At 72.2% G+C, this 14460-nt stretch carries 12 protein-coding genes; 5 read left to right on the forward strand and 7 right to left on the reverse strand.

From position 1 onward, the window contains the following. Positions 1-6: 6 nt before the first annotated feature. Positions 7-1464, reverse strand: a complete 1458-nt coding sequence (locus AC07AG_RS08710; protein ID WP_478753220.1) for an MFS transporter — start codon at positions 1462-1464, stop codon at positions 7-9. A gap of 138 nt (positions 1465-1602) precedes the next feature. Here AC07AG_RS08710 and AC07AG_RS08715 point away from each other — a divergent pair, with 138 nt between their 5' ends. The 4 genes from AC07AG_RS08715 to AC07AG_RS08730 all read left to right on the forward strand — a co-directional run bounded on the left by AC07AG_RS08715 (position 1603) and on the right by AC07AG_RS08730 (position 6592). Continuing rightward, positions 1603-2100 (forward strand): MarR family winged helix-turn-helix transcriptional regulator, encoded by a 498-nt coding sequence (locus tag AC07AG_RS08715; RefSeq protein ID WP_478753222.1) that lies wholly within the window; start codon positions 1603-1605, stop codon positions 2098-2100. 212 nt (positions 2101-2312) lie between these two features. Beyond that, on the forward strand, positions 2313-4526 hold the full coding sequence (locus tag AC07AG_RS08720) for an MMPL family transporter (protein WP_478753224.1): 2214 nt from the start codon (positions 2313-2315) through the stop codon (positions 4524-4526). 225 nt (positions 4527-4751) lie between these two features. Next, entirely contained in the window at positions 4752-5915 is a 1164-nt protein-coding gene (locus tag AC07AG_RS08725) for a sensor histidine kinase (protein WP_478753226.1), read from the forward strand. Then, positions 5912-6592, forward strand: coding sequence for a response regulator (locus AC07AG_RS08730; RefSeq protein ID WP_478753227.1), 681 nt, complete (start codon positions 5912-5914; stop codon positions 6590-6592). Before AC07AG_RS08725 ends, AC07AG_RS08730 begins: the two co-directional genes overlap by 4 nt. Before the next feature lie 24 nt (positions 6593-6616). On the opposite strand, the gene AC07AG_RS08735 is transcribed toward AC07AG_RS08730, so the two are convergent. Next, the gene (locus AC07AG_RS08735; protein WP_478753229.1) at positions 6617-7483 is read right to left on the reverse strand and encodes a hypothetical protein; all 867 of its coding nucleotides are present in this window, start codon (positions 7481-7483) and stop codon (positions 6617-6619) included. Positions 7484-7610: 127 nt separating this feature from the next. On the opposite strand from AC07AG_RS08735, the gene fes reads away from it, so the two are divergent. Continuing rightward, complete coding sequence (fes, locus tag AC07AG_RS08740) at positions 7611-8888, forward strand: enterochelin esterase (RefSeq protein WP_478753231.1); 1278 nt, start codon at positions 7611-7613, stop codon at positions 8886-8888. Here fes and AC07AG_RS08745 read toward each other — a convergent pair. Genes AC07AG_RS08745 through AC07AG_RS08765 form a run of 5 tightly spaced genes read right to left on the reverse strand, consistent with a single transcriptional unit; the run spans position 8804 to position 14414 of the window. Beyond that, a complete protein-coding gene (locus AC07AG_RS08745) occupies positions 8804-9469 on the reverse strand; it encodes a 4'-phosphopantetheinyl transferase family protein (RefSeq protein ID WP_478753232.1) in 666 nt (221 codons plus the stop codon). The genes fes and AC07AG_RS08745 overlap by 85 nt on opposite strands. After that, entirely contained in the window at positions 9466-9669 is a 204-nt protein-coding gene (locus AC07AG_RS08750) for an MbtH family NRPS accessory protein (protein ID WP_478753234.1), read from the reverse strand. The genes AC07AG_RS08745 and AC07AG_RS08750 overlap by 4 nt, the downstream gene beginning before the upstream one ends. After that, a complete protein-coding gene (locus tag AC07AG_RS08755) occupies positions 9666-13553 on the reverse strand; it encodes an amino acid adenylation domain-containing protein (RefSeq protein WP_478753236.1) in 3888 nt (1295 codons plus the stop codon). The genes AC07AG_RS08750 and AC07AG_RS08755 overlap by 4 nt, the downstream gene beginning before the upstream one ends. Then, positions 13550-13780, reverse strand: a complete 231-nt coding sequence (locus AC07AG_RS08760) for a phosphopantetheine-binding protein (protein ID WP_478753238.1) — start codon at positions 13778-13780, stop codon at positions 13550-13552. The genes AC07AG_RS08755 and AC07AG_RS08760 overlap by 4 nt, the downstream gene beginning before the upstream one ends. A 1-nt stretch (position 13781) precedes the next feature. After that, positions 13782-14414: an isochorismatase family protein gene (locus tag AC07AG_RS08765; protein WP_478753240.1), complete on the reverse strand. Its 633-nt coding sequence runs from the start codon at positions 14412-14414 to the stop codon at positions 13782-13784. Positions 14415-14460 lie beyond the last annotated feature (46 nt).

A 14460-nucleotide genomic window follows, 5' to 3' on the forward strand; every position in this document is an offset into this window, starting at 1 on the left:
GTCGGCTCAGGCCGTGGCTTCGGACGCCGGGCGCGGTTCGATGTCCGTCTCGGGCGCATCGGAACCGGCCTCCGCCTCCCGTACGGGAATGAACGCCGCGACCACCGCCGCCGCGAGGCCCACCCCGCAGCCCATGAGCATGGCGGCCCGGAAGCCGTTCTCCGACGGCAGGAAGTGACCGCCGAAGTCCGTCGTCATCTGGGCCAGGACCACGCCGATCACGGCCGCTGCCGCGGAGCTGCCGATCGAGCGCATCAGGGTGTTGAAACTGTTGGCCGACGCGGTCGCCGACCGGGGCACCGCGCCCATGATCAGGGCGGGCATGGCGCCGTACGCGAGGCCGACGCCCGTGTTGCAGATGAGCGTCACGACCAGCAGGCCCCAGGTCGAACCCATCAGGAGGAGGGAGGAGCCGTAGCCGAGAGCGATGACCAGGGCTCCGACCGAAAGCGTCACCTTGGGGCCGCGTGCCGCCGAGAGCTTGGCGCCGAGCGGTGCGAGGGCCATCATCATCAGGCCCGCCGGTGCCATCCACAGGCCCATGGCCATCATCGACTGGCCCAGGCCGTAGCCGGTGGCCTCGGGCAGCTGGAGCAGCTGCGGGACGACCAGCGACTGGGCGTACATCGCGAAACCGACGAGCACCGAGGCCGCGTTGGTCATCAGGACCTGCGGGCGGGCGGTGACGCGCAGGTCGACCAGCGGCTCGCTGCTGCGCAGCTCCCACCGGCCCCAGGCCAGCAGGACGACGACGGCGGCGGCGAACAGGCCGAGCGTGGTGCCGCTCGTCCAGCCCCAGTCGGAGCCCTTGGACACGGCGAGCAGCAGGCAGATGAGACCGCTGCCGAGGCCGATCGCGCCCAGTACGTCGAAGCGGACCGAGCCGGCGCCCACCTGCCCCGCGGGCACGAACAGCCAGGCGAGGAGGGCGACCAGGAGGCTCAGGGCGGCGGCGACCCAGAACAGCACGCGCCAGCTGGCGTTCTCGGCGACGGCCGCGGAGAAGGGCAGGCCGAGCGCGCCGCCCACGCCCATGGAGGCGCTCATCAGGGCGATGGAGGAGCCGAGCTTCTCCGGCGGCAGCACGTCACGCAGGAGGCTGACGCCCAGCGGCACCACGCCCATGCCGAGGCCCTGCAGCCCGCGGCCGACGATCATCGGCACCACCGATGAGGCAAGCGCGCAGACCACCGAACCCGCGACGAGCGGGATCACGGAGACGAGCAGCATGCGCCGCTTGCCGTACATGTCGCCGAGCCGCCCGGCCACGGGCGTCGCCACCGCCGCCGAGAGCAGCGTGGCCGTGACCACCCAGGAGGCGTTCGACGGGCTGGTGTCGAGCATGACGGGCAGGTCGCCGATCAGGGGCACCACCAGCGTCTGCATGATCGCGGCCACGATGCCCGCGAGAGCGAGTACCCCGACGACGCGCCCAGGGCGTACATCGGGCTTCGAGCTGACCACTGGCTTCTCCCTTGGTTCTGCCGGACGGCCCCCGGACGACTTCCGGGCGGCTTCCGGACGATCGCGTGACCCGGCGGCCAGCGCGATATGCACTATACATAGAGCATGCATGATGCACATGCCTAGTACGATGACTCCATGGACACATCCGGTCGTCACGTCGACAAGCCCGTTGGAAGCAAGGACAAGCCCGTCGGGCAGGTCGAGTTCGAGACGATGCTGCTGGGACGTCACTCGCACCTGTTCAACCCCCGCACGCGCGCATCCGGCGGGCGCCTCGACCGCAGCGCGTACATCCTGCTCAGCCGCATCCAGATGGACGGCCCGATGTCCATCGGCCAGCTCACCGACGCCTTCGGCCTTGACGCCTCCACCCTCAACCGGCAGACCGCGGCCATGCTGCGCGGCGGACTCGTCGAGCGCATCCCCGACCCCGACGGCGGCATGGCGCGCAAGTTCCGCATCTCGGCCGAGGGGGCGCGGCAACTCGACGCCGACCGCTCCGAGTACACCCAGGGCCTGGAGAAGGTCATGGACAGCTGGTCGCCACAGGACGTGGCGACGTTCGCCGGCTTCCTGCAGCGCTTCAACAGCGACATCGAGCGCCTGGAAGGACATCCCTGGCCGCGCCCCTGAACCGGTCCGCTTCGGTCCGGTCCGTTCCCGTCCCGTCCTGTCCTGTCCGGTCCGCGCCGATCCGTAGGGGGACGTACTCCCCGCGGATGAGGTCGCGAGGGCGTGTACTGCGAGGTCAGTACGCCGGATTGTCATCAGGCGCACGACGACCGGACCCCCGTTTCCGGAGAGCCTGTGGAGGTACCCGAGACCAGATCTGGAGACCTCTGCCCGTGGCTACTCTTCTCTATCGCCTTGGCCGTCTGGCCTTCCGGCGGCGCTGGTACGTCGCCCTGCTGTGGGCGGCGGTCCTCGGTGCCGTCGGCTTCGGCGCGGTCACGGCGCCCGCCGCCCCCGACGAGGGCAACTCCATGCCGGGCATCGAGTCCCAGGAAGCGTTCGACCTGGTGGAACAGCGCTTCCCCGGGGCCGCGGCCGACGGTGCGAGCGCGCGGATCGTCTTCGCCGCCCCGGACGGGCAGAAGGTCACGGCGTCCGAGAACCGCGCGGCCGTCGAGAGGTTCGTGGACGAGGCGGCCGACGGGCCTCAAGTCGCCCGCGCCGCCGACCCGTTCACGTCGCGTGCGGTGAGCGAGGACGCCTCGACGGCGTACGCGACAGTCACGTACAAGGTGACGGCCGACGATCTCACGGACCGGAGCAAGACGACGCTCCAGGACGCGATGGAGGAGGCCCGGGACGCGGGCCTGACCGTCGAGGCAGGCGGCAACGCCTTGGCGAGTCAGCCCGCGGCGGGCGGTGCCGCCGAGGGCATCGGTGTCGCCATCGCGGCCGTCGTCCTCCTGGTCACCTTCGGCTCGCTGGCCGCGGCGGGGCTTCCGCTGCTCACCGCGATCATCGGCGTCGGCATCAGCATGACCTCGATCCTGGCCCTGGGCAGCGCCCTCGGTCTCTCCGCGACGACCGGCACCCTCGCGACGATGCTCGGTCTCGCGTGCGGCATCGACTACGCCCTGTTCATCGTCTCCCGCTACCGCGAGGAGCGGGACAAGGGGCACGCGCCCCAGGAGGCGGCGGGCCTGGCCGCGGGCACGGCGGGTTCCGCGGTCGTCTTCGCGGGGCTCACGGTCGTCATCGCGCTGGCGGGCCTGTCGGTGGTCGGCATCCCGATGCTGACCAAGATGGGACTTGCCGCCGCCGGGGCGGTCGTCGTCTCCGTCGTCGTCGCGCTCACCCTCGTCCCCGCTCTGCTCGGCCTCTGGCCGAACGCCGTCCTCGCGCGCTCCACCCGCAGACGCGGCAGGAAGAAGGGGAACGGCGAGCGCAACGGCGGCAGCCGCTGGGCCGGATTCGTCCTGCGCCGTCCCGTCCCCGTGCTCCTCGCCTCGGTCGCGGGCCTCGGCGCGCTCGCCCTGCCGGTGCTCGATCTCCAGCTCGGCATGCCGGGAGACGAGGCCAAGTCCACCTCGACCACCGAACGCCGTGCCTATGACGCGCTGGCCGACGGATTCGGGCCCGGCTTCAACGGGCCGCTGACCATCGTGGTCGACGCCGATGGCGCGGCCGATCCGAAGGCGGCGGTGGCCAAGGTCGAGCAGCGGATCGGTGACACGAAGGGGGTCGTCTCGGTGTCGGCGGCGCAGTTCAACCCTGCCGGAGACACCGCGATGTTCACCGCCGTCCCGGCCGGCGCGCCCACCGACCAGAAGACCAAGGACCTCGTCCACAGCATCCGCGACGACCGCCCGGCGATCGAATCCACTACCCAGGGAGCCACTTTCGATGTCACCGGCTCCACCGCCATGAACATCGACATGGCCCAGAAGGTCCAGGACGCCCTGATCCCGTACCTCGCGGTCGTGGTGGGCCTTGCCGTGCTGCTTCTGATGGTGGTCTTCCGGTCCGTCCTCGTGCCCGTCAAGGCGGCCCTCGGCTTCCTGCTGTCGGTCGGTGCCGCCCTCGGTTCGGTCGTCGCGGTCTTCCAGTGGGGCTGGGGCGCCGAACTCCTCGGTGTCGAGCAGACCGGGCCGATCATGAGCCTGATGCCGATCTTCCTGGTGGGCATCGTCTTCGGACTCGCCATGGACTACGAGGTGTTCCTCGTCGCGCGGATGCGAGAGGCGTACGTCCATGGCGACCGGCCGGGTCAGGCCGTCGTCAGCGGCTTCCGGTACAGCGCCCGCGTCGTGGTGGCCGCCGCGCTGATCATGATGGCCGTGTTCTCCGGGTTCATCAGTGCCGGTGAATCCATGATCAAGACGATCGGCTTCGGTCTTGCGGTGGCCGTCCTGTTCGACGCATTCGTGGTCCGCATGGCGCTCGTCCCCGCCGTCCTCGCCCTGCTCGGCAAGGCGGCGTGGTGGCTGCCGCGTCCGCTGGACCGGCTGCTGCCCCGCGTCGACGTGGAGGGCGAGGCGCTCGGCCGGCGCTCGGCGGGCCTTGCTGTCCAGGACGACACGGCCGACCGCGAGCCGGCGCGCGTCTGACGGTCCCGCGCGACGCGGGCCGCCCGTGCGGGACAGCGCAGGCGCAGGGCCGCCCGTGCCGGGCAGGGCGGGCGCAGGGCTGCTCGTGCCGGGAAGGGCGGGCGCAGAGCCGCTCGTGCCGGGCAGCGCAGACGCAGGGCCGCTCGTGCGGGACACGGGCGGCCCTGCGCACGTCAGGCCGCCGCGTCGCGGACCATGGCTCAAGCACCCTGATCGGAGAACACGATGCTCACCAGATGGCAGCGCCACGCGGCGACCCACCCCCGCGCCGCCGACGCGGCCGTGGCGCTGCTGCTGTTCGGCGTCTCGTTCTCCGGCAGCATGCTCAGCACCACCGACCCCTCCGACCGGCCCAGATGGTGGACCGGCGTGCTGATCTCGGCCGTCGCGTGCACGGCCCTGCTGTGGCAGCGCGGCCGTCCCCGCACCGTTGTCGCGGTGACCACGGTCTGCGCCATGGGCGCCAGCGCGATGGGCTTCCTGCTCACGCCGCTGCTCCTCGGCCCGGTCATGTCGGCGCTCTACTGGCTGGCCGCCTGCGCCGACCGGAAGACCACCCGGTGGTACACGCTCGGCGTCGCCGTGCTGGTGGGGGCCACCGCCCTGTTCGCTGACCCCGTCAACGACTCGCCCCTCCTGAAGACGCTCAACCCCATCGCCTGGGTCCTGCTCTCGGCCATGTTCGGCAGCGGAGTCCAGCTGCGCCGCGCCTATCTGGAGGCCCTGCAGGCCCGCGCCGCGCACGCCGAACGGCTGCGCATCGCCCGCGAGTTGCACGACGTCGTGGCCCACCACCTGACCCTGGCCAACGCCCAGGCCGGTACGGCGGCGCACCTCGCGCGCACCCACCCCGACCAGGCGCAGCGGATCCTCACCGACCTCACGGGCACCACCGCGTCCGCGCTGCGCGAACTCAAGGCCACGGTCGGCCTGTTGCGCCAGGCGAACGACACCGAAACGCCTCTGGAGCCCTCACCAGGACTCGCCCGACTCGACGACCTCACCGCCTCGTTCGCGTCCACCGGACTCACGGTCACCGTCACCACGGAGGGCGAGCCGCGGCAGCTGTCGGCGGCTGTCGATCTGACAGCATTCCGGATCGTGCAGGAAGCACTCACCAACGTCAGCAAACACGCCGACACGAAGACGGCGTACGTCCACCTCGCCCACGCCCCCGACGGCCTGACCCTCAAGGTCACCGACGACGGACGCCCCACGGCTCCCACCGCGCCCGCCGCCGGTCACGGCTTCGGCCTCATCGGCATGCGGGAACGGGTGCACTCCGTCGGCGGTCACCTGCACGTGGGTCACCGTCCCGAAGGCGGCTTCGAAGTCGTCGCCGAACTGCCGTCGCATCCCCGTAACCCGGAAGAGAACAGCGCCACATGACCATCCGCGTCCTCCTCGCCGACGACCAGGCCCTCCTCCGGGCGACCTTCCGCATCCTGATCGACTCCTGCGACGACATGGAGGTCGTCGCCGAGGCCGCCGACGGGGAGGAAGCCGTCGAACTCACCCGGACCCACCGTCCCGACCTCGTCCTCATGGACATCCGCATGCCCGGCACGGACGGCCTCGCCGCGACCGCCGGGCTCTGCGCCGACCCGGACCTGGCCGCCACGCGCGTCCTCATCCTCACGACCTTCGAGACCGACGAGTACGTCGCCAAGGCCCTGCGCGCGGGAGCGAGCGGATTCCTCGGCAAGGACGTGGGCGTCGACGAACTCCTCGGCGGGATCCGCACGGTGGTCGCGGGCGAGTCCCTGCTCTCCCCGTCGGCCACCCGCGCCCTCATCACCCGCTTCCTCGCCGCCCCCGACCCCGGCGGCCACCTGGCGCCGCCCGAACGCCTCACGTCGCTCACCGCCCGTGAGCGCGAGGTGATGGCCCTGGCCGCCGAGGGGAAGTCCAACGCCGAGATCGCCGACGCGCTCTTCGTCAGCCCGCTGACCGTGCGCACCCACGTCCAGCGCGCCATGACCAAGCTCGACGCCCGCGACCGCGCCCAACTGGTCGTCATCGCCTACCAGTCGGGCCTCGTCCGCCCGGCTCCGCCCACCCGCTGAGTCAGGACTCCTCGACTCCGTCCCTCACTTCTTGAGCCCGTCCATCGCCGCGCGGGTGTCGGACTTCAGCATCTCCTCGACCTCCGACGCGGTCGGCGGCTCGGACTTGTCGTCCGTGCCCGCGTACGAGCTCCAGTGCATCTGGTACGTGAACCAGCCCTCGCGCACGGCGAGCGTCATGCCGTTGAGGTCGTCGTCGCCCGTGCCGCTGGTCTCGGTCACCAGGAACGCCTCGTCCCCGATGCCGCTCACGGCCTTGGTCTTGTAGCTGTACGTCTTCTGCGACTGGTCCTCGTACGCCTTCTGCTCCGAGGCGAAGTCGCCCGCCGGGTCGGTCTTCTTGTGCCAACGGGCGGTGGAGTAGACGAAGATGCTCGAATAGGAGTCGGCGGACGCGTCCGGGTCCTTGAGCTTGCGGCTGCAGTAGCTCTGGTCGAACGCCTTCTGCCGGGAGGTGTAGTCGGTGATCGTCGTGGAGTCCGAGTCGATCTCGTACTTCTTCTTGAAGGCGTCCAGCGGGGAGACGTCGCAGAGGTCCTTCGTGTACTGGTAGCCGGCGAGGTCCGCCTCGGCGGAGCCGCCGCCCCCGCTGTCGGAGCCGAGGTTGCCGGTGGCGAAGAGTGCCCCCGCCCACAGGGCCGACGCGACCACGACGCCGCCGACTCCCCACACCCAGCCCGGCGTGGGCCTGCGCGGCCCTGACGGGGGCGCGGGCGGGGCGGGCGGCTGGCCGTAGGGGCCCGGCTGTTGTCCGTACGGGCCCGGCGGCTGACCGTACCCCTGTGGGGGCACGGCGCCCGGAGGCTGCTGATAGGGATTCGGGGGTTGCTGGTACGGATTGGGCTGATTCGGCTGGCCGGGCTGGTTGGGCTGAGGGTTCGGTATCGACATAAGCGGCAATGTACCGGTGGCCTCGGCGCGGGCGGGCGCGGCCCGGCCCTGGTCGACGCAGGGGTGACCAGCTCAAGTAAGGTCACCCTTAGCTATGCGTTCGCAGTGACCCCCAGGAGGCCTCCCGATGCCGCTCACCGCTCCTCCCGTCGGGGCGACCCGTCGGCCGCCCCGCATCCCGCGGCCGCTGCCCGTCGAGCGCACGGACAGTGCGTGGGTGGCGCGGGCCGTGGAGCGGGGCGACTTCTGGGGTGAGGTGCGGGCGTGCGGCGGTACGCCCGTCGTCGAGCCCGATCCGCTGGGGGACGAGGGGCACCGAGTGGTCACCTTCCTGTGGCGCGGCACGGATGGGACCCGCGCCGTCCTCGTGCTGCCGAACAAGATCGTCGACCCGCGTGACCTGTCCGGCAATCTGATGGAGCGGGTGCCGGGCACGGACATCTGGCACTGGTCGGTCCGGATGCGCACGGACTGGCGCGCCACCTACAGCCTCTGCGTGGACGAGGGGGACGCCCCGCCGGCGGACGGCGCGTACTGGCCCTGGCTGCGGCAGCAGCAGCGGACCGATCCGCTCAACTCACATGTTCTTGCCCGGCGTTGGGGTGGTGAGCCGGTCTCGTACGTCGAGCTGCCGCAGGCGCCGGCCGGCGACGACTGGCAGCGTCGCGACGACGTCGCGCGCGGCACCGTCAGCACGCACACGGTCCGCAGCGAACTGCTCGGCAACGAGCGGCAGGTGCACCTGTACGAGCCGCCGGGCGGCGGTCGCGACCTGCCCGTCCTGGTGCTCATGGACGGCGAGATGTGGCAGCCGGGCCTGGACGTCGCGGCCCTGCTCGACAATCTCATCGCCGACGGCCGCATCCCGCCCCTGGTCGCCCTGCTGCCCGAATCCCTCAGCGCCGACCAGCGCTGGGCCGAACTCGCCTGCAACGAACGGTTCATCGGATTCCTGGAGACCGAGCTGCTGCCCTGGGCGGGCGAACGGCTCTCCCTGACCGGCGATCCCGCACGGACCGTCGTCGCGGGCCAGAGCCTCGGTGGCCTCACCGCCGCGTACGCGGGTGTCCTCGCGCCGGAGCGGTTCGGCCGTGTCCTCGCGCAGTCGGGGTCCTTCTGGTGGCCCGACGGGCCCGACCTGGAGAGCTCCGAGTGGCTGACCGGGCGCATCGCCGCGAGCGAGAGGCTGCCGGTGCGGTTCTGGCTCTCGGCCGGTGAGCAGGAGTGGGTCGCGCTGCCCGCCATGCGCAGGCTGCGCGCCACCTTGCGCGAGAAGGGGTACGACGACGCCGTGTACCGCGAGTTCAACGGCGGGCACGACTACCTGTGCTGGCGCACCGAGCTCGCGGACGGACTCGTCGGGCTGCTCGGCGTCCGGTCCGCGACGGACACCGCCGCCGCGTAACCCTCGGGGACGGTCACGTCCCGCACCGTCCAGCCCTGGACGGCGAGGGGTGCGGCCCCCGTCCCCACGAGCAGCGACGCCATCCCGCCGCCGGCCAGCCCCTCACCCGTCCCCTTGAGGCACGCCTCCTTGCGCGTCCAGCAGCGAGCGAAGGCCAACGGGCGCTCGATGGCGGGGAGTTGTGCCAGTTCGGCCCGCTCCCTCGGGTGCAGGGACGCCGTCACGTCGGCCAGCACACCCGCGGACGGCAGCTTCTCGACGTCGGCGCCGACCGGCCGGTCCGCGAAGGCCAGCAGGGCGAGACCGTCCGTGTGCGAGAGCGAGAAGTGCGGGCCCGCTCCTCCCGCCACGGCAGGACGGCCGTGCGGGCCGCCGCACAGCGGGCACGGCAGCCGCACAAGATCCACCGCCGCCGGGTCCACGGAAAGGTGCGCGCCGAGCCGCCGCCGCAGCGCCGAGTGCGCCGCCGCGTACAGCTCCCGGTCCGCAGGGCGCCGCAACGTCGCCGCCCGGCGCCGCTCGTCGGCGTCGAGGAGCGACACGTCGAGCGGGGCCGGGCGGACGAGCTGGATCTCCGTCACGCGGGCGGATCCTGGAGGCGGGCCACGCAGCGGCCGTACGTCTCCGGGCCGTACACCGCGGTCCAGCCCTCCGGCGCGCTGCGGAAGACCGGCCACAAGGAGTGCTCGCCGAGCGCGTTCTCCAGGACGAGATGGGTCGGCTCGGTGCCGGTGCCGGTGCCGGTGTCGACCGGGTCGAAGGGGCCGGGTGTGGTCGTCATGCGTGGTCCAGCTCCTTGAGACGGGTGGCGAGGACGGCGCACACCTCGTCGAGGCGGCGCGGCTGGGTCAGCTCCGGGTGCAGGCAGTCCACGTCGTGGTTGCTGATCGAGCCGCTGACGTACGGCGCCCAGGCCTCCCTCGTCAGCCAGTCCTCGGCGCGCGGCGCGGAGGCCGTGAAGAACAGGGTGTCGCCGTCGAAGGCGCGGTGATCGTGCTCGCGCATCAGGCGGGCGTTGTTGACCACGATGTCGAGCACCGCCGACAGTGTCCGGTCGGGGAGCCCGGCAAGGGCGCTGCCCTCGCGCTGCAGCGTGGCCAGGACGTCCTCGCGGGTCAGCTCGTCCGTCAGGTCGTAGCCCGCCATCCGCAGGAGCGCCTTCAGGGCGTCCGCCTCCGCAGGGACCGCCGAGTCCCGCCACTGGTCGGACGGATAGGCGTCGAGCAGCGCCAGCAACTCGACCTCATCGCCCGCCTCTTGGAGCAGCACGGCGACCGTGTGGGCGAGGACGCCGCCCACCGACCAGCCGAGCAGCCGGTAGGGGCCGTGCGGCCGTACCGCGCGCAGGGCGGCGACGTACTCGGCCGCCATCTCCTCCATGGTGGAGGGGAGTTCACCCTCGCCGTGCAGTCCGCGCGCCTGGAGGCCGTACACCGGCTGACCGGGGTCCAGGCGCGAGAGCAGCCCCGAGTAGCACCAGCTCATGCCGCCCGCCGGGTGGAAGGCGAACAGCGGTGTGCGGTCGCCGCCGGCGCGCAGCGGAAGCAGCACGTCCAGGGCGTGGTCGGCCTGGCTGTGGTCCGCGTCCAGGTGGGCGGCGAGCGCCGCCGGGGTCTGCGCCTGGAAGAGCGTGCCGATGGTGAGCTTGGCGCCCAGGGTGTCGCGGACCCGGGAGACCAGGCGGGCCGCCAGGAGCGAGGTGCCGCCGAGGTCGAAGAACGCGTCCTCCACGCCGAGTTGGGGCACGCCGAGGATCTCCGCGAAGAGCCGGGTGAGCGTCTCCTCGCGGTGGCCGCTTGGCACACGGCCGCCGTCGGCCGACCCCTCGAAGGCGGGGGCGGGCAGGGCGCGGCGGTCCAGCTTGCCGTTCGGGCTGAGCGGGAAGTCGTCGAGGACGAGGATCGCGCCCGGCACCATGTAGTCGGGCAGCGTGAGCGCGAGCCGGGTGCGCAGCTCATCGGGGTCGGGGACGGTCCCGCTGTCGGGGGGCGTCACGTACCCGACGAGCCGTTGGTCGCCCGGCCGGTCCTCGCGGACCAGGACGCTGGCCGCGCCCACCGCCGGGTCTGCGGCCAACTCGGCCTCGATCTCGCCCAGTTCGATGCGCAGGCCGCGCAGCTTCACCTGGTGGTCGGTGCGGCCCAGGTACTCGATCTCGCCGTGCTCGGTCCAGCGCGCCAGGTCGCCCGTGCGGTACATGCGGGTGCCGGGAGCGCCGTAGGGATCGGCGACGAATCGGGAGGCGGTCAGTTCGGGCCGCCCCAGGTACTCGGCCGCCAGCTGCGTCCCCGCCAGGTACAACTCGCCCTGGATGCCGGGCGGGCACGGCTGGAGCGCCGCGTCGAGGACGTACAGGCGGGTGTTCCAGACGGGCTTGCCGATCGGCACCGGGCCGTCCGCGTCGGTCGCACACGGGTGGTAGGTCACGTCGACGGCGGCCTCGGTCGGACCGTACAGATTGTGCAGCGGCACGCCGTCGAGCACGCGCCCGAACTCCCGGACCGTCTCGCGCGGCAACGCCTCGCCGCTGCAGAAGACGTGCCGCAGGCCACCGCAGTCCGCCGCGGCCGGTTCGGACAGGAACACCTGGAGCATCGACGGCACGAAGTGGCAGACCGTGACGTCCTGTTCGCGGATCACACGCGCGAGATACGCCGGGTCCTTGTGACCGCCGGGCTCGGCGACGACGAGCGTCGCACCCACCCGCAGCGCCCAGAAGAACTCCCACACCGACACGTCGAACCCCGACGGCGTCTTCTGCAACACCCGGTCACCCGGGGCGAGTTCGTACTGACCCTGCATCCAGCGCAGCCGGTTGTCGATCGCCGAGTGCGGCACGACGACGCCCTTGGGGCGGCCGGTCGAACCGGAGGTGTAGATGACGTAGGCGGGGTGGTGCGGGGTGAGCGCGCGCGGCGGGTCGTACGCGCCGTACGAAGTCGTGTCCAGGCTGTCCAGGGCGACGAGCGGGGCACCCGATGCGGGCACCCGGTCGGCGCGGTCGGCGATCACGCAGGCCGGGCCCGCGTCGTCCAGCATGTACGCGAGGCGGTCCGCCGGATAGTCCGGGTCGAGCGGGAGATAGGCGCCGCCCGCCTTGAGCACCGCCAGGAGCGTGATCACCAGGTCGAGGGAGCGGGGCACGGCGACCGCCGCGAGCGCGCCCGGTCGGACGCCGGCCTCGATGAGGTGGTGGGCGAGCCGGTTGGCGCGGGCGTTCAGCTCGGCGTAGGTCAGCTCCTGGTCGCCGAAGACCAGGGCGGTGGCGTCCGGGGTGCGGACCGCCTGGCCCTCGATCGGGCCGATCAGCGTGGTGGGCGGCACCGGATGCGCGGTGGCGTTGAACTCGTCGACCACAAGGGAGAGTTCGACGCGGCGGGCGATCGTGTGCTCGGCCAGCGGGGTGTGCGGTCCTGCCTCCGCGATGCGCTCCAGGAGCTCCATGAACCGCGCCTGGTGGGTGCCGAGTTCCTCCGGCTCGTACAGGGCGGGGTTGCCGTCGTAGTCGATGCGCAGGCCGCTGCCGTCGGCGCGGTCGTAGACGTTGACCGTCAGGTCGTCGACCGGGCCCGCCGACAGGTTGTGGGCGTCCGTGCGGGCGCCCGCGAAGGTCAGGCCGTAGTCGAACGGCATGACGTTGATCAGCGGCCCGACCAGGGACCGGCCCTCGCCGAGGAGGCCCAGGTCCCGGCGGATGTCCTCGTAGCGGTAGCGCTGGTGACGGCGGGCGGTGCGGAGGCCGAGCACCACCTGCCGGGTCAGCTCGGCGAAGGTGGCCTGCGGGGTCACGGTCAGGCGCAGCGGCAGCACGTTCATCACCATGCCGGGCACGCGAAGCGCCACCGAACCCATGCGGCCCATCATCGGCAGGCCGAGCACCACCTCGGCGGAGCCGGTGGCCCGCGACACGTACAGGGCCTGCGCGGCGACGAGCACCTCCGGCCAGGTCGCCCGCATCGAGGACGCCGACTCGCGCAGCCGTGCGGTCGCCTCGGGGGAGAGGCGGGCGCTGCGGCGGTGGAAGGTGCGGGACGGCAGCGCGGTGCGTCCCGCGAGGCTGGGTGCGTCGGGGCGGTCGGCGAAGGCGCCGTCCCAGTGGCGGCGGTCGGCGTCGAACGTCTCCGACGCGCGGTACGCGGTGTCCTCGGCGACCAGATCGTCGAGCCGCCCGAAGGGGCTTTCCGGCGGGGTCTCACCCGCGGCGAGCGCGGTGTAGATCTCGGCGGTGCGCCGTGCGAGCAGCGAGTAGCCGAAGCCGTCCATCACGATGTGGTGCACCCGCTGGTACCACAGCCACCGCTCGTCGTCGACGCGGAACAGCGCGTGCGCGAACAGCGGCCCCGCCGCCAGGTCGAACGGCGTCGCCAGGTCCTCGCGCATCCACGCCTGCGCGTCGGCGTCCGGGTCGGCCGCGGTGCGCAGATCGCGCACCTTCAGTGGAAGCGTCGGGTCGACGACCTCCAACTGGCTCGGCCCGTCGGCCCCTTCGATGATCCGTACGCGCAGGGCATCGGCCTCGGACACCACCTGACGCAGCGTCCGCGCGAAGAGCGACGGGTCGATGGGGCCGTGGATCTCCAGGCACTCGGCCGTGTTCTGGGCCGGGCTGCCGGGGTCGAGCGCCTGCGCGAACCACATGCCCGACTGGGCAGCGGTGAGCCTCATGCGGAGGCTCCCAGAATCGGCGCCCAGGCCTCGATGGCGGGCTGCTCGGCCAGGTCCACGAAGGTCGCGGTGATGCCGTGGTCGCGGCGCCAGCGCTCGATGAGCGACATGATGCGCACCGAGTCCAGGCCGTAGTCGACGAGGTTCTCGTCGACGGGGACGTCGGCCGGGTCCTCGCCCAGGACATCGGCGACGTCGGCCCGAATGAGTTCCACGCTGAGCGCCATGTCAGATCCCCTTCAGAACCGTGTCGGTGGTGGTGACGACCGCGCATCGTCCTGCCGCGTAGCGCAGCGCCATGTCGTGGTCCTCGCGGGAGAAGTCGGCGACGGCGTCGGCGACGACGAAGGCCTGCACGTCACGCATCCACGCGTCGGCGGCCGTCATCAGGACGCCGATGTGGGCGTACACGCCGACGATGACGATCTGGTCCCGGCCCGCCGCCCGCATGCGCTCCTCGAGGTCGGTGCGGACGTACGCGCTGTACTTCCACTTCGTGAGCACGGTGTCGCCCGGCTCCGGCGCGACCGGGCCCGCGATCGCCTTCGCGTGCTCGTCGTCGGGCAGTCCGGGGCCCCAGAAGTCCTGCTGCAGGCCGCGCTCGGCCGGCGACTGACCGCCCGGCTGCGCGGAGTACAGGACGGGGATGCCGGACGCGCGGGCCGCCTTCGCCAACTCGCCCACATTGGCCAGGAGTTCGGTGGTCGGCGAGGTGTCGGGGGTGTAGGCGGTCAGGAAGTGGTTCTGCAGGTCATGGACGAGCAGCACCGCCCGCTGCGGGTCGATGGTCCACGCGACCCGGTTGTCGGGCAGCTCCTCGGACGAGGGCATCGGGTACGGCGTGACGGCGGGGAGCGCCATGTCTGGAGCCTTTCGGGAACTCAGGAAAGCCGGGTGGATCGGGGGT

The sequence above is a fragment of the Streptomyces sp. NPDC044044 genome, from assembly GCF_056434405.1.

What these genes read in the sequence shown, in the direction of transcription:
- AC07AG_RS08735 (WP_478753229.1), bottom strand. Translation starts at nt 7,483, where the DNA reads ATGTCGATACCGAACCCTCAGCCCAACCAGCCCGGCCAGCCGAATCAG.
- AC07AG_RS08715 (WP_478753222.1), top strand. Translation starts at nt 1,603, where the DNA reads ATGGACACATCCGGTCGTCACGTCGACAAGCCCGTTGGAAGCAAGGAC.
- AC07AG_RS08760 (WP_478753238.1), bottom strand. Translation starts at nt 13,780, where the DNA reads ATGGCGCTCAGCGTGGAACTCATTCGGGCCGACGTCGCCGATGTCCTG.
- AC07AG_RS08750 (WP_478753234.1), bottom strand. Translation starts at nt 9,669, where the DNA reads ATGACGACCACACCCGGCCCCTTCGACCCGGTCGACACCGGCACCGGC.
- AC07AG_RS08725 (WP_478753226.1), top strand. Translation starts at nt 4,752, where the DNA reads ATGCTCACCAGATGGCAGCGCCACGCGGCGACCCACCCCCGCGCCGCC.
- fes (WP_478753231.1), top strand. Translation starts at nt 7,611, where the DNA reads ATGCCGCTCACCGCTCCTCCCGTCGGGGCGACCCGTCGGCCGCCCCGC.
- AC07AG_RS08755 (WP_478753236.1), bottom strand. Translation starts at nt 13,553, where the DNA reads ATGAGGCTCACCGCTGCCCAGTCGGGCATGTGGTTCGCGCAGGCGCTC.
- AC07AG_RS08765 (WP_478753240.1), bottom strand. Translation starts at nt 14,414, where the DNA reads ATGGCGCTCCCCGCCGTCACGCCGTACCCGATGCCCTCGTCCGAGGAG.
- AC07AG_RS08730 (WP_478753227.1), top strand. Translation starts at nt 5,912, where the DNA reads ATGACCATCCGCGTCCTCCTCGCCGACGACCAGGCCCTCCTCCGGGCG.